This is a genomic window from Nitrosovibrio sp. Nv17, assembly GCF_900119085.1.
Taxonomy (GTDB): domain Bacteria; phylum Pseudomonadota; class Gammaproteobacteria; order Burkholderiales; family Nitrosomonadaceae; genus Nitrosospira.
This window is the reverse complement of the sequence record NZ_FPIQ01000001.1, coordinates 360935-379467: the sequence shown is the minus strand read 5'-3', so window position 1 is coordinate 379467 and position 18533 is coordinate 360935. Positions and strand designations below refer to the sequence as shown.

The following is an 18533-nucleotide window of genomic DNA, read 5'->3' as shown; positions in this document are numbered from 1 at the left end:
CAAGGCGGCAGGACTGGACCCCCGTCACTTCAAGTCGGGAACCAGCGTGGACAAGCGCGCCTGCATCTCCAAAGCCGGCAACTGCCATATCCGCCGTGCCCTCTATCTGCCAGCTCTGTCCGCCAAGAAACATGATCCATACGTGAAGGGCTTCTTCGAGCATCTGATCTGCAACGGCAAGACTCCTTTGCAAGGAGTATGCGCTGTCATGCGTAAATTGCTGCATGCCATCCACGGCATGCTCACTCATGACCAGCCCTTCGATAATCAACGCTTCTATGCCCTTCCCGCATGAGCAAAAACATGAATTAGTGTTGACTCTGAACAGAGTATCTACCCCTTTTTTCGCAAGGCTATTTCCGGATGCTGCTACCGTCGTGCATCTGCGGTCATTGAGAAGTGCAGTCGCATGGTCTCTTTCCTCCAGGACATGGAGCATGAAGAAGAATTTCGAATGGTGCCAGGCTGGAAGACTCATATGCTGAGTGGCGACCGCAAGGGCACCTGGAGTCTTTTCGTGACGAAGAACTCGCGGATGACGTTTCGGATCGACGCAGACGAGATCGAGATCATCAATCTCAACTATGAAGACTACCACTAGGAGATGGCCATGAACGCAACTGCAGGTATCCGGTTGAAGAACCCCGCTCATCCGGGCGGATTCATCCGCCATGAAATTATCGGCCCGCTGGGTCTATCGGTGACAGCAGCAGCCAAGGCCCTGGGCGTTACGCGGGCAACGCTCTCGACGTTGCTCAACGAACGGGCGCATTTGTCATCTGAAATGGCGCTCAGGATAGAAAAAGCTTTCGGCATATCGATGGATACGCTCATGCGGATGCAGAACAGCTTCGACATTGCCCAAGCGCGCAAGCGTGAAGCCGAGATCAAGGTGAGCCCGTTCAAGGGCATGAGCAACATTGGAGTGCCACCCGCGAGCTGACCGGATGCGCCGCATGCTTGCCGCCAACTGCTGGCTCATGGCGGGCCTGTCACCCCGGATGATGTGACTCGCAATATTGGTGTCGAGCAGGTAGCCGTTCATTCCTTGCAGCCCTCGAAGGGATCACGATCTTGCGGCAGCAGCTTGCGGTCGGCCGGCCCCATGAAATCATCTGGTATATCGCTCTTGGCATAAAGCTCAAACAGACCATCCCAGGAAATGGGCTTGCTGTTTCGAATGATAGGTATCAAGATAGCTACCCTCTGGAATGAGGCTGTGGCAGCGACGGGCTAAATCACTGCGCCCGCCATGTATCGAAAATCGCACGGAAGCTCGCCGATCACGAGATGCTGGCCGACGAAATCGGGATCATGGGATCGAGGTTTCCAGCTGCCTCAGACACTGGCGGCAAACGGCAGCGCATACCATACTCAAGCCCAGCCGGGGACTGTGTGGCGGAAGCGGTGAGATTCGAACTCACGAACGGTTTCCCGTTGCCGGTTTTCAAGACCGGTGCAATCGACCACTCTGCCACGCTTCCCATGTCGCTACCGGGCCTGAAATCATACCGTTTCGACCTCCGTTCCGCCAGCGTCCCCGTCCGCGACACGGCAATATCGATTGCAACTTTTCATAAAGATGCGTAGTCTTATGGGTGTCAATCGTAGTCAACCAAGGAGACGTCATGCAACCTGAACTGAGATATTCCGGCTCGACCGCGCAGACGGGGCTTTCGCTCACTCGCAACAAGGTCCTGCGCAATACCTACTGGATGCTCGGCCTGACCATGATCCCGACGCTCTTCGGTGCGATGCTGGGGCTGAGCACGAATTTCTCCTTCCTGGCCCAGTCGCCGATCATGGGGCCGCTGGTGATGCTGGCGGTCATGATGGGTCTGCTGTTCGGCGTGAGCGCCCTGCGCAACAGCATCGCGGGGATCGGGCTGCTGTTCCTGTTCACCTTCGTCGCCGGCTGGTGGCTGGGGCCGATGCTGCAGTACGCGCTCCACTTCAACAACGGCGCGCAGCTGGTCGGCACCGCCGCCGCGGGCACGGGGCTGATCTTCTTCACCCTGGCAGGGGTCGCGACGGCCACGCGCAAGGACTTCGGCTTCCTGCAGAACTTCCTCTTCGTGGGGCTGATGCTGCTGATCGTGGCTTCCATCGCCAACCTGTTCTTCGCCGTGCCGGCGGTCTCGCTGGCGATCTCGGCTGCGGCGGTGCTGTTGTTCTCGGGCTTCATCCTGTTCGACATCAGCCGCATCGTGAACGGCGGGGAGACGAACTACGTGATGGCGACGATGGGTGTCTACCTCAGCCTTTACAACCTGTTCATGAGCCTGCTGCATCTGTTGCTCGCATTCTCCGGCGAGCGCGACTGACGCAGCCTCGAAGCACCGATCGAGAAGGGCGGCCTTGGCCGCCCTTTTTTGTTTATCTCATCCGCCTTCAGGCGGCATTTTTCTCGAACAGCGCGATGGACTCGACGTGCGCGGTATGGGGAAACATGTTCACTATGCCCGCCGCCTTCAGCGCATATCCTTTCCGATGCACCAGCACGCCGGCGTCACGGGCCAGCGTAGCCGGGTTGCAAGATACGTAGACGATGCGCCTGGGCGCCGCCGCGCCCTCGTCCAGGGCGCACGCCGCCGCGACCGCACCCTCGCGCGGGGGATCGATCAGCATGCCGTCGAAATGTCCCTGCGCCCGCATCCAGGCGTCGTCGACCTCGAACAGGTTCGCCTCGGTGAAGCGTGCTTGTTGCGCAAGCCCGTTGCGCCGCGCGTTCCCATCGGCCCGCGCCACCAGGGCCGCGCTGCCCTCGTAGCCCCACGCCTGCGCCCCCTGCCGCGCAATCGGCAGGGTGAAGTTGCCCAGCCCGCAGAACAGGTCCGCGATGCGCTCCCCTGGGGAAGGGTCGAGCAGGGCCAGCGCGCGCCGTACCAGCACGCGGTTCATGGCCGGGTTGACCTGGGTGAATTCGGTCGGGTGAAAGGGCATGACGATGCCGAACTCCGGCAGGATATAGTTCAGCTCGGGTGCATCCTCGGGATGGAAGGGGCGGGCGGTGTGCGGGTCGCCCTCGGCCTGCAGGAAGAACTGGATGCCATGCCGGTCGGCGAAGGCCTTCAGCAGGATTTCGTCCTGCTCGACGAGGGGGGCCAGGATGCGCAGCACCAGCACGTCCACATCCTCGCCCAGCGAGACTTCGATCTGCGGCAGGCGGTCGAAGATCGAAAGACGCCCCACCAGATCCCGCAGCGGCACGATCAGGCGCGAGATGCGCTCGGGCATGACCTCGCACGCCTGCATGTCGGCGATGAAGCTGCTGCGCTTCTCGTGGAAGCCGACCAGCACCCCCCCCTTCCTGGCGACGTAGCGCACCGAGAGCCGGGCGCGGTGGCGGTAGCGCCAGGCCGTGCCCTGCACGGCGGGCAGGATCAGCTCGGGCTCGACCTTGCCGATGTGCCGGAAGCCGTCCTCGAGGATACGCTGCTTGGCAGCGACCTGCGCGCGCAGATCGACGTGCTGGAGGCTGCATCCGCCGCACGTCCCGAAATGGCGGCAGCGCGGCGCGACGCGCGCGGCGCCGGGCCGGAAGATATGGCCCACCTGCGCCAGCTCGAAAGCCGGTTTTTTGCGGTAGGAATCGTAGGTGACCACCTCGCCGGGCAGCGCGCCCTCGATGAAGAGGGTCTTCCCCTCCGCGTGCGCCACCCCGCGGCCTTCCTGGTCCAGGGACTCGACGAGTACGGGCGCACCCATCCTATTTTCCCTCGCAGGATGGCGAGGAATGCGCCGGTGCGGGGACGCGGGCTATGCGGACCCGGCCCATTGCGCGAGGAAGTCGCGCCAGCGGGGATCGGGGGACTTGCCGAGGACGGCACGCACCAGTTCGCATTCGTGGCGGTACTGCGCCTCGTCGAATATCCCGCGCATGAGCTGGAAACGCAGGAAGACCAGGTAGGTGTTCACCACATCGGTCTCGCAATAGTGGCGGATCGCGCCGATCTCGCCCCGCTGGAAGGCGTCCCACACCTGCGAGCCGTCCATGCCGGACTTGCCGGGGAATCCCGCCAGCCGCGCCAGTTCGTCCAGGGGCACATTGGCGCGCGGCTGGTACAGTGCCAGCAGGTCCATCAGGTCGAGATGGCGCGTATGGTAGCGGCTCAGGTAGTTGTTCCACTTGAAATCCCGGTCGTCATCGCCTGTCTCCCAGTAGCGCCGCGCCGGTATGCCGTGGATCAGGCTGCGGTAATGCAGCACCGGCAGGTCGAACCCGCCGCCGTTCCAGGAGACCAGTTGCGGCGTGTACTTGTCGATTCCCTCATAGAATCGGCGCACGATATCCGCCTCGGTATCCGTCTCGCCCGCGGCGCTGCCCAGCGACCAGACACGGAAGCCGCCATCGTCGCGCAGCACGCACGAGATGGCCACCACCCGCTGCAGGTGCAGCGGCAGGAAGTCGCTGCCCGTGGCCTGGCGGCGTGCCTGGAACGCCATGTCGGCGATGTCGGCCGGCGCAAGCTCCGGGCCCAGGCCGTGGAGGGTGCGCAGGCCCTCCGTGTCCGGCACCGTCTCGATGTCGAAGGCCAGTATCGGCGCCACGTCAGGCAAGCCGCGAACGGATGGGAGAGGAAAGGGCGTGTCGCGGACGGAACCGGCCTATTTCTGAGTCCACGCTCCGCCCGCACCCTGAAACCACCATCCCGGCCGGGCCAGTCCGATCCAGCGCTGGCCGAAGGTGGAGCGGATGTCGCCCTCCCATTCCGGATGGCCGTTGGCGCGGGCGATCTCGCGGTAGAGTGCGTTCCTGTCCTGGTTCTCGGCGGCGATGAGCGCGTTGACAGGCTGGCGCGCCGACAGCGGCAGCACGCTGGCGTCGCGCAGGGCGATCAGCCCGTCGCGCGTCAATCCGACCGCTCCCGCCGCGTAGTGCGGCTCCAGCTGGCCATGCCGCTGCTGCATGCTCTGCTTGAGGGTCGCGATCACCGGCGTGTTGATCTCGATGTCGGCCGCCGCCCGGGCGAACAGGGGCGCCGCGAGCCACAGCAGCACGATCAGTTGAAGAACTGGATTACGCATGGGATTCACCTTTCATGTCACGGCCGCGGCGGCTACGGTTCCGCGGAGGGTTGGGGAGAAGCGGGAAGCGGCGTGGATTGCCCGGCTTCCCCGGGTTTGAGCTGCCAGACTTCCTCGATGATCTTGTCCGCTGCTTTTTCGGCCGCCGCCGCCGGGAAGTAGATGTTGATGGTCACGCACCCCGAGAACACCGTGCCCGTCAACGCCAGCAAGCCTGCACGCAAGGAGATTTTCTTCATGGCGTCCTATTTGAAGATGGGTTGAACGTTTTCCTGGGTGACCCGCTGCAGGCGATCAAGCAGTTCCCACCAGTCCACGCTGCGATTATAGCCTATCACGGTAATCGCCGGAATTCCGCCGCCCTTGACGATGACATAGCCCTGGTCGGAATGCTCGGAAGCGATGCCGCCCATCTCGCATACGCCGTTGCGCAGCGAGCAGCTCCAGCCGATGCGGGAGTAGCCGAACTCCTCGAAGACGTGCAGGAAGCTGCGCTGGATCGCGGCGGCGGCGCCCGATCCGCCCAGGGCGGAGATGTTCTGCACTGCGGCCTGGCTGATGCGGCGCGGATAGCTGCCGGGACTGCTGGCGACGCGGGCGTCGAACCTGACCGGCTTCCAGTCGAACAGTTCGAGGCCGTGCACCGCCACGTCGACGCGGCCCTGCATGCTGCCGAACGAGAACACGCTGGTCAGCATGCCGAGATCCAGTTCGTGCATGTCCAGGTCCGCCTCCAGGGCGGGCGCCCGCCCGAACGGGTCGCGCACCGTCACGCCGCGCACCTCCACGGTGCCGTCGAACACCCGGAACAGGAGGCTGCCGTCCATGCCCAGGACGCGGTCGGCGTAGCTTACCCTGGGGATCGTGCCCGAGAGGGTGCCGTACATGGGGCGGCTGCCCAGCGCCTCCGTCAGCTTCTGCATCGAGACGGGCGACAGCCGCCCGCTGAACTGCCAGTGCCAATCCTCGTCCGCCTCGTGCGACGCATGGAAATTCTTGAGGATGAACTCGCCGTCCAATACCGGTACCATCATGTGCGGGATGAAGACCTCATCCCCGCCGATCTGTAGCGGCACGCGGAACGCCCCCAGCGGGACACCCTCCAGGCGGCCGCCCCCCACGCGGATGTCGGCGCTCGACACTCCCTGTGCCTGCCAGGGAATGCGCGCGTCCACGCCGTGGAAGGCGAAGCGTCCGTGCTCGTCCTCGACCGCAGCGCCGCGCAGATCCAGGACCAGGCGCTGCGGCGCGCCGTCGCGCAGGCGCAAGCCGGCACCGGCCCGGCCCGACACGCCCAGGCCCGCGAAGGACGAGCCCGCCAGGAAAGGCTTGAGGATGTGCTCGAACAGGGAAGCCAGATCGAGATCCTCCGTGTGGAGGTCGAGGTCGCGCAGCACACCATTCGCCCAGTCGGCCTCGCCCGCCAGCCGCACTTCGCCCACGCCCGCCAGGGTGAGGCGTCCTTCGAGCAGATGGAGGACGTCGCCCTCCAGGCGCCCGCTGGCATCCAGCCGGTGCCCCCGGCCGGTGAGGTAGAGCGGCTGCCAGAATACCTCGCCCCGAGGCCAGGCCGCTCCGGCCCGCCACATCCATGCGCCGCCCTGGCGTTCGGCGGTAGCATCGAGCCTGGCATCGATGCCCTCGCCCGCGTGCAGGCCGCTCGCATCCCCAAACGCCAGCCCGGCCACCGCCAGGCCGATTTCCATGCCCTCGGGGCCGGCGGCGGTTCCGCGTATCCGGATCGTACCGTCGATCGCCCCCTTGACGAAAGCAAGGCTCGCCTTCTCCCGGTCCGGCAATAGCCCCGCGATGCGGGCGGCCTGGCCGTTGGCGACCGTGAGCGTGCCCTCCCATGCCGATCCGGCCCAGCGGGCGGCAAGCCGCCAATCCTCGCCCGCTCCCTCGGAAACGGTACGGATCCGCGCATCCAGCGTTTTCTCACGGGACGAATAGCTGAACTCGGCGGGAATGGCCGCCGAGCCGGACAGGTGCAGGGTGCCGCCCTCGCAGTCGATCCGCTCCCCGAGCCGGAACGTGGGACAGGAAAAGCGCAGGTTGCGCCAGACCCTGCCCTGCGCGGTGATCTCGTCCAGGGTGATTTCCAATTGCGCCGCGCGCGTACCGGTCAGCGCCGCGCGTATTCCCCGGGCGCTCAGGATGGGGCTGCGGATGTCGTCGATGGAGAGGCTGATCCGGGGCGCGGCATGCGCGGAGGCCAGCAGGAACACTGCGAGGAATGCGACGAGCAGCTGGCTTGCCGCCCAAGAATCGGTGCCTGCGGATCCCTGGGACACTCAGTCCGGGAATACCCCGGTGGAAAGATAGCGATCGCCGCGATCGCACACGATGAACACGATCACCGCGTCGCGTACGCCGGGGGAAATCTTGAGGGCGGCCGCCAGGGCACCGCCCGATGAGATGCCGGCGAAGATTCCCTCCTCGCGCGCCAGGCGCCGCGTCATGTCCTCGGCCTCGGCCTGGGAGACCTGGAGGATGCAATCCACCCGCGCGGGATCGTAGATCTTCGGCAGGTAGGCCTCCGGCCACTTGCGGATGCCGGGAATCTGGGCGCCCTCCTCCGGCTGCACGCCGACGATCTGGATCTCGGGATTCCTTTCCTTGAAGTACTCGGAGCACCCCATGATGGTGCCGGTGGTGCCCATGCTGCTGACCAGGTGCGTGATGCTGCCCCCGGTGCCGCTCCAGATCTCGGGCGCGGTGCCCTCGTAGTGCGCCCGTGGATTGTCGGGATTGGCGAACTGGTCCAGGATGATCCCCCTGCCCTCGTCGCGCATGCGCTCGGCCACGTCGCGCGCCTCCTCCATGCTGCCCTCCTCCGAAGTCAGGATGATCTCCGCGCCGAACGCCTTCATGGACTGCCGCCGCTCCACGCTCAGGTGTTCCGGCATCACCAGGATCAGGGGATAGCCCATGATTGCCGCCGCCATGGCCAGCGCGATGCCGGTATTGCCGCTGGTCGCCTCGATCAGCGTATCGCCCGGCCTGATCTCCCCGCGCGCCTGCGCGTGGCGGATCATCGACAGCGCCGGCCTGTCCTTCACGGAACCTGCGGGGTTGTTGCCTTCCAGCTTGGCGAGGATGACGTTGCCGGTCTTGCCCGGCAGACGCTTGAGCCGCACCAGCGGCGTGTTGCCGACATGGTCTTCTATGGTCTTGTACATGAATGCCTGATGATCGCGGTTGCCGGGAGTCAATCCCCGATTATCGCATACGGAACCGGCAAAGGCTCATCGTACGGTACGGCAGCTCATCATACGGCACGGCATCGGGCGTGCCTCGAAAGCGTGACGGGTGCCTTCAGAACGGAATGTCGTCGTCCAGGTCGTCGAAGCCGGTGCCGCTCCGGGGCGCCGGCTTGCCGGACGAACCGGAGGAGCCCGACGAGCCCTGCGAGTAGCCGCCTTCCTCCCGCTCCCCGCCCTCATAGCTGCCGCTGCCCGGACGGCTGCCGAGCATCTTCATGTCGTTGGCGATGATCTCGGTGGTGTAACGCTCCACCCCGGACTTGTCCGTCCACTTGCGCGTCTCCAGCCGCCCCTCGACGTACACCGAGCGGCCCTTCTTCAGGTACTCGCCCGCGATCTCGGCGAGCTTGCGGTAGAAGGTGACGCGATGCCATTCGGTCTTTTCCTGCTTCTCGCCGTTCTTGTCCTTCCAGGTTTCCGTGGTCGCCAGGGTGATGTTGGTCACCGCGTCGCCGTTCGGCATGTAGCGGGTCTCGGGATCCTTACCCAGATTGCCGATGAGTATGACCTTGTTGATCGATGCCATTACGCTTCTCCTCCCAGTAGTTGAACGACCCCTTCCTCGTCGAAACCCCGCATGTCCACCTTGAGGTAGGCCACGCCCTCGCCCGCCAGCACCAGCGCCTCGTGCACGCCGGGCAGCGCCGCCAGTTGGTGCGACAGTCCCCTGGCCCGGCCGGTATCCATCTCCCTCACCTGGTACATGCGGGTGCGCACGGCGGCAGGCGCCTTCATGGTGGCGGCGCACAGCAGCCACGCCACCAGCAGGGCGCCACAGAACGCAAACAGCGCGGCACTTCCATGATGCTGGAACAGGTAGCCTCCCGCGGTGGCGCCGGTGAAGGCGCCCAGGAACTGTACGCTGCTGTAGACGCCGATGGCGGTACCCTTGGCGCCCACCGGCGCGATCTTGGAGATGAGCGAGGGCAGGGTCGCCTCGAGCAGATTGAAGGCGGCGAAGAACACCAGCAGTGACGCCGCCGTTCCCCACAGGGATTCGAACGTGTATGCCAGCAGCCCCTGGCTGGCCATCAGCACTGCCACTGCAATGACGAACACCGGCTTGAGCTTGGCCTTCTTTTCCGCGTAGATGATCGCCGGGATCACCAGCGCCATGGAGAGCAGCAATACCGGAAAATACACCTGCCAGTGGGTATCGGCCGCCATCCCGGCATTACGCAGCGACAGGGGCACCACCAGCCAGAGCGCCATCAGCACCGCGTGGAGGGCGAATACGCCGAAATCCAGACGCAGCAGTTCGGGGTTTCTCAGCACGCCGCTGAAACGCCCCGAGGCGGCGCCGGTATCCGAATGGAAGCGGCTGACCACCGGGTCGGGGATAATCGCGTACACCACTCCCAGCGCCACCAGCGCCAGTACGCCGGTCATGGCGAAGATGCCGGGCACGCCGATCAGGCGATCGAGCGCGGGCGCGATCACCAGCGACAGTGCGAACACCGCGCCGATGGTCATGCCGATGGCGGCCATCGCCTTGGTGCGATGCTCCTCGCGCGTAAGATCGGCCGCCAGCGCCATCACCGCCGCGGAAATCGCGCCCGCCCCCTGGATGACGCGACCCAGGATCACCCAGTAGATGTCGGTGGCGAGCGCAGCCACGAAGCTGCCCGCGGCGAACAGCACCAGCCCCAGGTAGATCACCGGCTTGCGCCCGATGCGGTCGGACAGCCAGCCGAACGGGATCTGCAGGAGCGCCTGCGTCAGCCCGTAGGCACCGAGGGCGATGCCGATCAGCGTGTAGCTGCCGCCGCCGGGGAGATGCTCGGCGTAGAACGCGAATACCGGCAGGATGATGAACATGCCGAACATGCGCAATCCGTAGATGCCGGCCAGCCCGGCGGTGGCGCGCACCTCGGTCGGCGACATTTTCTCGGGCAGCGGCGCGGGCATGAATCGGATTGGGAAAACCCAAAAAATTTGAGTATATTAGCAGGTTTGACCGGTCCTCAGGTACTCATGGAACTCATAAAGATCCGCGGTGCGCGCACGCATAACCTCAAGAATATCAGCCTCGATCTTCCGCGGAACCAGTTGATCATCATCACCGGCCTGTCTGGTTCGGGGAAGTCCTCGCTTGCCTTCGACACGCTGTACGCAGAAGGCCAGCGGCGCTACGTGGAATCGCTCTCCGCCTACGCACGGCAGTTCCTGCAGCTCATGGAGAAACCCGACGTCGACCTGATCGAGGGACTGTCTCCCGCCATCGCCATCGAACAGAAGGCGACCTCCCACAACCCGCGCTCCACCGTCGGCACCGTCACCGAGATCCACGACTATCTGCGCCTGCTGTTCGCCCGCGTCGGCGACCCGCAATGCCCCGACCACGGCATCACTCTGGTGGCGCAGAGCGTTTCGCAGATGGTCGACCACGTGCTGCGGCTGCCGCCCGATACCCGGCTGATGATCCTGTCCCCCCTGGTGGTGGGGCGCAAGGGCGAGCAGTCGGAACTGATCGACGAACTGCGCGCCCAAGGCTTCGTGCGGCTGCGGATAGACGGCACGGTGCATGACATCGATACGCTGCCCAAGCTGCACAGGAACCGGAAGCACACGATCGAGGTGGTGGTGGACCGGCTCAAGGTCTCGCACGACGCCAAGCAGCGGCTGGCCGAATCGTTCGAGACTGCGCTGCGTCATGCGGACGGGCGCGCCCTGGCGGTGGAAATGGATTCCGGCGAGGAGCACCTGTTCTCCGCCAAGTTCAGCTGCCCGGTATGCAGCTACTCTCTGCCCGAACTGGAGCCTCGCCTGTTTTCCTTCAACAATCCCATGGGTGCCTGCCCCCGCTGCGACGGCCTGGGAAAAATCACCTTCTTCGATCCGCGGCGCATCGTCGCATTCCCGCACCTGTCGCTGGCTTCCGGCGCGGTCAGGGGATGGGACCGGCGCAACCAGTTCTACCACCAGTTGCTGGCCAGCCTTGCCCGCCACTACGAATTCGACCTGGAAGTCCCGTTCGAGCAGCTGCCGGACAAGGTGCAGGACGTCGTCCTGCGCGGATCCGGGCGCGACAGGATCGTGTTCTCCTATCTGAACGAGAACGGCAGCCGCACCCAGCGCACCCACACCTTCGAGGGCATCATCCCCAACCTGGAGCGGCGCTACCGCGAGACCGAATCCCAGGCCGTGCGCGAGGAGCTGGCAAAGTACCTCAACTCCCAGGCCTGCCCGGAATGCGCCGGCACGCGCCTGCGCCGGGAGGCGCGTCACGTGAGGGTGGGCGGGCTGCCCATCTTCGGGATCAATGCCCTGCCGCTCAGGCAGGCGCTGGAGTTCTTCGACCGGATCGAACTGGACGGACAGCGGCACGCCATCGCGGAGCGCATCATCCGGGAGATTTCCAGCCGCATCCGGTTCCTCAACAATGTGGGGCTGGACTACCTGTCGCTGGACCGATCCGCCGACACGCTGTCCGGCGGCGAATCCCAGCGCATCCGCCTCGCCAGCCAGATCGGCTCGGGCCTGACCGGCGTCATGTACGTGCTGGATGAGCCTTCCATCGGCCTGCACCAGCGCGACAACAACCGCCTGCTGGATACGCTCAAGAACCTGCGCGACCTGGGCAACAGCGTGATCGTCGTGGAACACGATGAGGATGCCATCCTCTGTGCCGATCATGTGGTAGACATGGGTCCCGGTGCGGGTGAGCACGGCGGCAGGGTGGTTGCCCAGGGAACGCCCTCCGACATCCGCCACGACGCGCGTTCCCTGACCGGCCAGTACCTGTCGGGGAAACGGGTCATCGCGCTGCCGAAGACGCGCACCCGGCCTGCCAGGGATCGCTGGCTCCGGATCCGGGGCGCCTCCGGCAACAATCTCAAGGACGTCGACCTCGACCTGCCGGTGGGGCTGCTGGTATGCGTGACCGGCGTCTCGGGCTCGGGCAAGTCCACACTCATCAACGAGACACTCTATCTGGCCGCAGCCAGGCATCTCTACGGCAGCAGCGCGGAACCGGCCCCACATCAGGATCTGGTTGGGCTGGCGTTCTTCGACAAGGTCATCAACATGGACCAAAGCCCCATCGGACGCACGCCCCGCTCCAATCCCGCCACCTACACCGGTCTGTTCACCCCCATCCGCGAACTGTTCGCAGGGGTGCCCCAGGCGCGCGAGCGCGGCTATGGCCCCGGACGCTTCTCCTTCAACGTCAAGGGCGGGCGCTGCGAGGCATGCCAGGGCGACGGCATGATCAAGGTCGAGATGCATTTCCTCCCGGATATCTATGTGTCATGCGACCTATGCCATGGCAAGCGCTACAACCGCGAAACCCTGGAAATCCAGTACAAGGGGAAGAACATCAGCGAAATCCTGCAGCTGACGGTGGAACAGGCCCACGAATTCTTCGGCGCCGTGCCGGTGGTGGCGCGCAAGCTCCAGACCCTGCTGGACGTGGGGCTGGGCTACATCACCCTGGGGCAGTCCGCCACCACGCTCTCGGGTGGAGAGGCGCAGCGGGTCAAGCTCTCGCTGGAACTCTCCAAGCGCGACACCGGCCGCACCCTCTACATTCTCGACGAACCCACCACCGGCCTCCATTTCCAGGATATCGACATGCTGCTGAAGGTGCTGCACCGGCTGCGCGACCACGGCAACACCGTCGTGGTCATCGAGCACAATCTGGACGTGATCAAGACTGCCGACTGGATCGTCGACCTCGGCCCCGAGGGCGGCGAAGGCGGCGGCCGCATCATCGCGCAGGGTACGCCGGAGGAAGTGGCCGCGAATCCGGACAGCTTTACCGGCCAGTACCTGAAAGAGGCGCTCGACGTCTCCCTGAGCGCCTGAGCGGAGCAGGGCAACGAACCCCCGCAACCTCCTGCTCGACAGCTTTCAGGCCGCCCTCGCCGCGGTCGATCCCGTGCGCGTGGTGCCGCCGCATCTGCCGGCCCTGCCCGGGTCGTGGGGCGGACGCATCCTGGTGGTCGCCGTGGGCAAGGCCGCAGCCTCCATGGCGCTAGGGGTGGAGCGCCACTGGCGGCGCCATGCGGCGTGGGACAGGCTGGAGGGCATCGCCCTCACCCGCTATGGCCATGGGCTGCCGCTGGAGCGCATCCGGGTGGTCGAGGCCGGGCATCCCCTGCCGGATGCGCGCGGCGAACAGGCGGCACGGGACATCCTGGACCGGGTACGGGCGCTCGACCGGGGCGACCTGCTGCTGTGCCTGATCAGCGGCGGTGGATCGAGCCTGCTGTCGCTGCCACTGACGGGCGTATCGCTGACGGACGTCCGCCTCCTCACTTCGCAGCTGCTGCGCTGCGGCGCGCCGATCCAGGATATCAACGTGGTGCGCAAGCACCTCTTCGCCGTCCACGGCGGCAGGCTCGCCGCAGCCTCTCGTGCTCCGGTGCGGGCGCTGATCGTCTCGGACGTCACCGGTGACGACCCGAGTGACGTCGCCTCCGGCCCGTGTGCACCGGATCCCTCGACCTGCTCGGACGCATTGGAGGTGCTGGCACGCCACCGTATCGACGTTCCCCTTGCGGTCGGCAGGCTACTGCGGACAGGGGAGGAAGGGGAATCCCCGAAGCCCGGCGATGCCGCTTTCCGGCAGGTGGAAAACAGCGTCGTCGCCACCGCCTGCGACGCCCTCCGGGGGGCGGTGGCATATTTTCATGACCAGGGGATCCCGGCGGTGATACTGGACCACGCCGTGACCGGGGAGGCGCGCGAGGCGGCTGCGCGCATGGCCGGACTGAGCCTGCGCATACGCCGCCACGGCCAGCCGTGGAAAACTCCGGTGGTGCTGCTTTCCGGAGGAGAAACCACGGTCACGCTGGCCGGCGGGAAGGGTGCCGTAGACACGGTCCCTGCGGGCCGTGGCGGGCGCAATTCGGAATTCCTGCTGTCCCTCGCCGTCGAACTCGGCGAGGGAGAGAACATACATGCGCTGGCCTGCGACACCGACGGCATCGACGGTTCGGAGCGGAATGCCGGCGCCGTCGTGACCCCGGATTGCCTGCGCCGCGCACGGCGGATAGGGATGGATGCAAGGAATGTGCTCGCCCGGCACGACGCCTACACCTTCTTCGAGCGACTCGGCGACCTGGTCATCACCGGCCCGACCCGCACCAACGTCAACGACTACCGGGCGATCCTGATTCCGTAGCATGCGGTCGCCAAAAAGCGCCGCAGACGCCATCATGACGCCGGCACGAACGCGCCGCGCCCCTGGACAGAATGTCACGAAACCGCAATACTCCTTACATATCATCGCAATATCGAAGGCATCTCAGGAGAGAACCCATGGCGGCAACCATACTGGTGGTGGAAGATGAACCCGCAATCCAGGATCTGATTTCGTACAGCCTGAAACAGGCCCGGCATACCGTTTTCGGCGCGAGAAGCGCGGAACAGGCCATGGAGATCGTGAACGATGCGTTGCCGGACCTGGTGCTGCTGGACTGGATGCTGCCCGGGATGAGCGGGGCGGAACTTGCACGGCTGCTGCGGCGCGGGGCGCGCACCAAGACCATTCCCATCATCATGCTGACCGCCCGTGCCGAAGAAAGCGACAAGGTGGCGGGGCTGGAGATCGGGGCCGACGACTACATCACCAAGCCGTTCTCGCCGCGCGAACTGCTCGCGCGCATCAAGGCGGTGCTGCGGCGGCGCTCACCGGAAGCCGCCGACGACATCGTCGAGATCGGGGGGTTGCGCCTCGACTCCGCCACCCACCGCGTCACCGCGGAAGGTGTGGAGGTTGCGCTCGGGCCCACCGAATTCCGTCTGCTTCACTTCCTGATGACGCACTCGGAGCGGGTGCATACCCGCACGCAACTGCTCGATCAGGTATGGGGGGATCACGTGTTCGTGGAGGATCGCACCGTGGACGTGCACATCAGGCGGTTGCGCAAGGCGCTGGAGCACGTCGGCAAGGATGGCCTGGTGCAGACCGTGAGGGGATCGGGTTACCGCCTCTCCACCGGACCAACCGCCAGCCTGGGTATAATATGAATGTACAATGAACCCCTTTCAACCCTGGAAGCGATAACACGTGCCCGGTACCTGGGAACGCGTCACCCCCCTCGTTCTGCTGGTCATCGTGGCCGCCGCGCTCTGGGCGACACTGGATCTGGTCGCGATGCTGGTCTTCTGCAGCCTCATGCTGCTGCTGCTGGCGATACACCATTGGCGCCACCTGGACACCCTGGACAAATGGCTTCAGAGCGAGGAACTGTCTCCCTCCGGACTGCCCGACAGCTCCGGTAAATGGGGTGACGTATCGACGCGCCTGGGGCGCCTCATGCGCGAGCAGCGCAGGAGCGAGGAACAGCTTCGCTCCGAGTTGGAGCGCCTGCGGCGCGCCGTCTCCGCCATGCCGGAAGGCGTGGTCATCCTGGACGACCTGGACCGTATCGAGTGGTGCAATCCGGTGGCGGAAAAGCACCTGGGCATCAACGCCCAGCGCGATACCGGGCAGCACATCGCGCATCTGGTGCGCCAGACCCAGTTCAACGAATACCTGGACAGCCGCCACTACAGCGAACCGCTGGTGATCCGGCAGCCGCGCAGCCAGGACCTCACCCTGTCGCTGCAATTCGTCCCATACGGCAACAAACAGAAGCTGCTGGTCAGCCGCGACGTCACCCGCCTCGAAAGGGTCCATGCCATGCGACGGGATTTCGTCGCCAATGTCTCCCACGAGTTGCGCACGCCCCTGACGGTCATCGGCGGGTTCCTGGAGACGCTCGCGCAGGACGATGCTTCCGATCCCGAGACGAGCAAGTGGGCACTGGGATTGATGACCGACCAGACCCAGCGGATGCAGCACCTGGTGGAGGATCTGCTGACACTGTCACGGCTGGAGGATTCGGAGAACCAGGTGCGGGAACAGACTGTCGACATCCCGAAAATGCTGCGCGAACTGTGCCGCGAAGCGGAATCCCTGAGCGCCGGACGCCACCGCATCCGCCTCGATCTCGGCACCCGGACCAAGCTGCTGGGCAATACGAGCGACCTGCACAGCGCCTTCAGCAACCTCATCAGCAACGCCATCCGCTACACTGCCGATGGGGGGCGCATCACGCTGAGCTGGAAAATCCTCGATACCCATGGGGTATTTTCTGTCCAGGACAGCGGCATCGGGATCGAGCCCGAGCACATCCCGCGCCTGACGGAACGCTTCTACCGGGTGGACCGGGGCCGCTCGCGCGAAACCGGCGGTACCGGGCTGGGGCTCGCCATCGTCAAGCATGTCCTGACCGGGCACCAGGCGAGGCTGGAAATCACCAGCGAACTCGGGAAAGGCAGCTGCTTCAGCGCATGGTTTCCTGCGGTACGGCTGATACCGAATCCGGCTTCCCAATCCTGAAAACCGCGCCAATCTGGCATGCCCGAGATCAAGCCTGCTCTGAATCTGACCGAAACACCCGTCGACAGCCGCAAGGTATTCGATGGAGAGCTGTTGCAGGTTTTCCAGGATCACGCACGTCTGCCGGACGGCAAGGTGAGGGTGCGGGAGTACATTGCCCATCCGGGCGCAGTGGTCGTCGTCGCGCTGCTCGACAACGGCGAACTGGTGCTGGAACGCCAGCACCGTTATCCGCTGCATCGCGACTTCTTTGAGCTTCCCGCAGGAAAGATCGATCCCGGAGAGGATCCGCTGGCTTGCGCGCAGCGCGAACTGCTGGAGGAAACAGGATACGTTGCGGCGCGCTGGCGCCATCTTGCCACGCTCCACCCCTGCATCGGCTACTCCGACGAGAAGCTGGTGTACTATCTCGCCCAGGGTCTCGGCTTCCAGGGCGCACGCCTGGATGAGGGCGAGCACCTTGAAGTCCTCACTCTCACGCTGCCCACGGCGCTGGAATGGGTGAAAACAGGAAGGATCACGGACAACAAAAGCGTTTCCGGCCTGTTCTGGGCCGAAAAGGTGCTGCGCGGCGAATGGTAGCATGGTAGCCGCGACGCCGCCCGGCGTCGCACGCCTCGATCTCTACTCCGCGAAGAATTCACGCACCTTGTCCATCCAGGACTTGGCACGGGGACTGTGGCGCGAATCATCCTGCTGATTGAGCGACTCGAGTTCCTGCAGCAGATCCTTCTGGCGGGCCGTGAGGTTGACCGGCGTCTCCACTACCACGTGGCACAGCAGATCCCCGAGGCTGCCGCCGCGCACCCCCTTGATGCCCTTGCCGCGCAGACGGAAAATCTTTCCGCTCTGGGTCTCGGCCGGCACCCGGATCTTGGCGTGACCATCGAGCGTGGGAATCTCGATCTCGCCCCCCAGGGCCGCGGTGGTGAAGCTGATCGGCATCTCGCAGTGCAGATCGTTCTGATCGCGCTGGAAAACGGAGTGCGGCGTCAGGTGGATCACCACGTACAGGTCGCCCGGGGGGCCGCTGTTGACGCCCGCCTCGCCCTCGCCGGAGAGGCGGATGCGATCGCCCTCGTCCACCCCGGCGGGAATCTTCACCGACAGCGTCTTGTGCTGCTTGACGCGCCCCACACCATTGCACGTGGCGCAGGGATGCGAGACGATCTTGCCGCTGCCATGGCATTTGGGGCATGTCTGCTGGATCGAGAAGAAACCCTGTTGCATCCTGACCTGCCCGTGGCCGTTGCAGGTCGGGCAGGTCAGGGGCGACGTGCCGGGTTTGGCGCCGCTGCCATGGCAGACCCCGCAGGCTTCCATGGTAGGGATGCGAATCTTGGTTTCCGTTCCGCGCGCGGCCTGCTCGAGCGAGATCTCCAGGTTGTAGCGCAGGTCGGAACCGCGATAGCCATTGGCGCGCCCCCCGCCGCGTGCGCCGAAGATGTCGCCGAAGATGTCGCCGAACGCATCGGCGAACCCCTGGCCGCCTCCGCCGCCCATGCCCGGATCCACCCCCGCATGGCCATACTGGTCGTAGGCGGCGCGCCTGTGGGGATCACACAGTATCTCGTAGGCTTCCTTGACCTCCTTGAAGCGCTCTTCCGACTTGGGGCTGTCCGGATTGCGATCCGGATGGTATTTCATCGCCAGCTTGCGATAGGCCTTCTTGATCTCGTCCTCGCTGGAATCGCGGCCCAGCCCCAGCACTTCATAATAGTCGCGTTTGCTCATGAAAGGAAAACCTGCCTGATAATGATGGTACGGGGAGGTGCGATCCCGCGCACTCCTCAAGCCGATCCAGCGGGGGGAATGCGTGTCCGGTCATGCGGAAGAGTGCCTGACGACCGGGTGCGACGACAGGCGGGCGATGGCTCCCGCGAACCGCTGCACCCGGCGGACCGGCT

19 protein-coding genes and 1 tRNA gene are annotated in these 18533 nt (G+C 65.1%); 9 read left to right on the top strand and 11 right to left on the bottom strand.

The window, feature by feature from the left end; translation table 11 throughout:
- The 3 genes from BT108_RS01700 to BT108_RS01690 form a co-directional block, all read left to right on the top strand.
- On the top strand, window positions 1–295 hold a 295-nt coding region (locus tag BT108_RS01700), incomplete at its 5' end, for a transposase (protein WP_143142336.1).
- Between the two features lie 12 nt (window positions 296–307).
- On the top strand, window positions 308–601 hold the full coding sequence (locus tag BT108_RS01695; RefSeq protein ID WP_369816908.1) for a type II toxin-antitoxin system RelE/ParE family toxin: 294 nt from the start codon (window positions 308–310) through the stop codon (window positions 599–601).
- A 9-nt stretch (window positions 602–610) separates the two neighbouring features.
- A complete protein-coding gene (locus tag BT108_RS01690) occupies window positions 611–943 on the top strand; it encodes a HigA family addiction module antitoxin (RefSeq protein ID WP_072292833.1) in 333 nt (110 codons plus the stop codon).
- 98 nt (window positions 944–1041) lie between these two features.
- On the opposite strand, the gene BT108_RS13725 is transcribed toward BT108_RS01690, so the two are convergent.
- Both BT108_RS13725 and BT108_RS01685 read right to left on the bottom strand, forming a co-directional pair.
- Window positions 1042–1194: a hypothetical protein gene (locus BT108_RS13725; protein WP_177257224.1), complete on the bottom strand. Its 153-nt coding sequence runs from the start codon at window positions 1192–1194 to the stop codon at window positions 1042–1044.
- A gap of 202 nt (window positions 1195–1396) precedes the next feature.
- Window positions 1397–1484, bottom strand: a tRNA-Ser gene (locus tag BT108_RS01685).
- Window positions 1485–1628: 144 nt separating this feature from the next.
- Between BT108_RS01685 and BT108_RS01680 the strand changes: the two genes are divergently transcribed.
- Window positions 1629–2324, top strand: coding sequence for a Bax inhibitor-1/YccA family protein (locus tag BT108_RS01680; RefSeq protein WP_072292786.1), 696 nt, complete (start codon window positions 1629–1631; stop codon window positions 2322–2324).
- A gap of 67 nt (window positions 2325–2391) precedes the next feature.
- Here the strand turns inward: BT108_RS01680 and rlmD are convergent, their stop codons facing one another.
- The 8 genes from rlmD to BT108_RS01640 form a co-directional block, all read right to left on the bottom strand.
- Window positions 2392–3708 carry a 23S rRNA (uracil(1939)-C(5))-methyltransferase RlmD gene (gene rlmD, locus BT108_RS01675; RefSeq protein WP_072292785.1) on the bottom strand — a complete coding sequence of 439 codons (1317 nt, stop codon included), beginning with the start codon at window positions 3706–3708 and terminating at the stop codon, window positions 2392–2394.
- Between the two features lie 51 nt (window positions 3709–3759).
- A complete protein-coding gene (locus tag BT108_RS01670; protein ID WP_072292784.1) occupies window positions 3760–4551 on the bottom strand; it encodes a 3'-5' exonuclease in 792 nt (263 codons plus the stop codon).
- A 57-nt stretch (window positions 4552–4608) separates the two neighbouring features.
- Window positions 4609–5028, bottom strand: coding sequence for a YdbL family probable chaperone protein (locus BT108_RS01665; protein WP_072292783.1), 420 nt, complete (start codon window positions 5026–5028; stop codon window positions 4609–4611).
- Window positions 5029–5060: 32 nt separating this feature from the next.
- A complete protein-coding gene (locus BT108_RS01660; RefSeq protein WP_072292782.1) occupies window positions 5061–5267 on the bottom strand; it encodes a hypothetical protein in 207 nt (68 codons plus the stop codon).
- A 6-nt stretch (window positions 5268–5273) separates the two neighbouring features.
- The gene (locus tag BT108_RS01655; RefSeq protein WP_072292781.1) at window positions 5274–7322 is read right to left on the bottom strand and encodes a hypothetical protein; all 2049 of its coding nucleotides are present in this window, start codon (window positions 7320–7322) and stop codon (window positions 5274–5276) included.
- Window positions 7323–8210 (bottom strand): cysteine synthase CysM, encoded by an 888-nt coding sequence (cysM, locus tag BT108_RS01650; protein ID WP_072292832.1) that lies wholly within the window; start codon window positions 8208–8210, stop codon window positions 7323–7325. It abuts the gene before it with no gap.
- Window positions 8211–8346: 136 nt separating this feature from the next.
- Window positions 8347–8820, bottom strand: coding sequence for a single-stranded DNA-binding protein (gene ssb / locus BT108_RS01645; RefSeq protein WP_072292780.1), 474 nt, complete (start codon window positions 8818–8820; stop codon window positions 8347–8349).
- Window positions 8820–10178 (bottom strand): MFS transporter, encoded by a 1359-nt coding sequence (locus tag BT108_RS01640; RefSeq protein ID WP_072292831.1) that lies wholly within the window; start codon window positions 10176–10178, stop codon window positions 8820–8822. The genes ssb and BT108_RS01640 overlap by 1 nt, the downstream gene beginning before the upstream one ends.
- 90 nt (window positions 10179–10268) lie before the next feature.
- Here BT108_RS01640 and uvrA point away from each other — a divergent pair, with 90 nt between their 5' ends.
- From uvrA to BT108_RS01615, 5 genes are all read left to right on the top strand, one after another.
- Complete coding sequence (uvrA, locus tag BT108_RS01635; protein WP_072292779.1) at window positions 10269–13100, top strand: excinuclease ABC subunit UvrA; 2832 nt, start codon at window positions 10269–10271, stop codon at window positions 13098–13100.
- A 31-nt stretch (window positions 13101–13131) separates the two neighbouring features.
- Entirely contained in the window at window positions 13132–14421 is a 1290-nt protein-coding gene (locus tag BT108_RS01630) for a glycerate kinase type-2 family protein (protein WP_072292778.1), read from the top strand.
- Between the two features lie 137 nt (window positions 14422–14558).
- Complete coding sequence (phoB, locus tag BT108_RS01625; RefSeq protein ID WP_072292777.1) at window positions 14559–15269, top strand: phosphate regulon transcriptional regulator PhoB; 711 nt, start codon at window positions 14559–14561, stop codon at window positions 15267–15269.
- Window positions 15270–15309: 40 nt separating this feature from the next.
- Window positions 15310–16626 (top strand): phosphate regulon sensor histidine kinase PhoR, encoded by a 1317-nt coding sequence (gene phoR / locus BT108_RS01620; protein ID WP_072292776.1) that lies wholly within the window; start codon window positions 15310–15312, stop codon window positions 16624–16626.
- An 18-nt stretch (window positions 16627–16644) separates the two neighbouring features.
- On the top strand, window positions 16645–17208 hold the full coding sequence (locus BT108_RS01615) for an NUDIX domain-containing protein (protein ID WP_072292775.1): 564 nt from the start codon (window positions 16645–16647) through the stop codon (window positions 17206–17208).
- 42 nt (window positions 17209–17250) lie between these two features.
- Here the strand turns inward: BT108_RS01615 and dnaJ are convergent, their stop codons facing one another.
- On the bottom strand, window positions 17251–18360 hold the full coding sequence (dnaJ, locus tag BT108_RS01610) for a molecular chaperone DnaJ (protein WP_072292774.1): 1110 nt from the start codon (window positions 18358–18360) through the stop codon (window positions 17251–17253).
- Window positions 18361–18533 lie beyond the last annotated feature (173 nt).

What these genes read in the sequence shown, in the direction of transcription:
- cysM (WP_072292832.1), bottom strand. Translation starts at nt 8,210, where the DNA reads ATGTACAAGACCATAGAAGACCATGTCGGCAACACGCCGCTGGTGCGG.
- rlmD (WP_072292785.1), bottom strand. Translation starts at nt 3,708, where the DNA reads ATGGGTGCGCCCGTACTCGTCGAGTCCCTGGACCAGGAAGGCCGCGGG.
- BT108_RS01690 (WP_072292833.1), top strand. Translation starts at nt 611, where the DNA reads ATGAACGCAACTGCAGGTATCCGGTTGAAGAACCCCGCTCATCCGGGC.
- BT108_RS01660 (WP_072292782.1), bottom strand. Translation starts at nt 5,267, where the DNA reads ATGAAGAAAATCTCCTTGCGTGCAGGCTTGCTGGCGTTGACGGGCACG.
- uvrA (WP_072292779.1), top strand. Translation starts at nt 10,269, where the DNA reads ATGGAACTCATAAAGATCCGCGGTGCGCGCACGCATAACCTCAAGAAT.
- dnaJ (WP_072292774.1), bottom strand. Translation starts at nt 18,360, where the DNA reads ATGAGCAAACGCGACTATTATGAAGTGCTGGGGCTGGGCCGCGATTCC.
- BT108_RS01615 (WP_072292775.1), top strand. Translation starts at nt 16,645, where the DNA reads ATGCCCGAGATCAAGCCTGCTCTGAATCTGACCGAAACACCCGTCGAC.
- BT108_RS01665 (WP_072292783.1), bottom strand. Translation starts at nt 5,028, where the DNA reads ATGCGTAATCCAGTTCTTCAACTGATCGTGCTGCTGTGGCTCGCGGCG.
- BT108_RS01640 (WP_072292831.1), bottom strand. Translation starts at nt 10,178, where the DNA reads ATGTCGCCGACCGAGGTGCGCGCCACCGCCGGGCTGGCCGGCATCTAC.
- ssb (WP_072292780.1), bottom strand. Translation starts at nt 8,820, where the DNA reads ATGGCATCGATCAACAAGGTCATACTCATCGGCAATCTGGGTAAGGAT.
- phoB (WP_072292777.1), top strand. Translation starts at nt 14,559, where the DNA reads ATGGCGGCAACCATACTGGTGGTGGAAGATGAACCCGCAATCCAGGAT.
- BT108_RS01680 (WP_072292786.1), top strand. Translation starts at nt 1,629, where the DNA reads ATGCAACCTGAACTGAGATATTCCGGCTCGACCGCGCAGACGGGGCTT.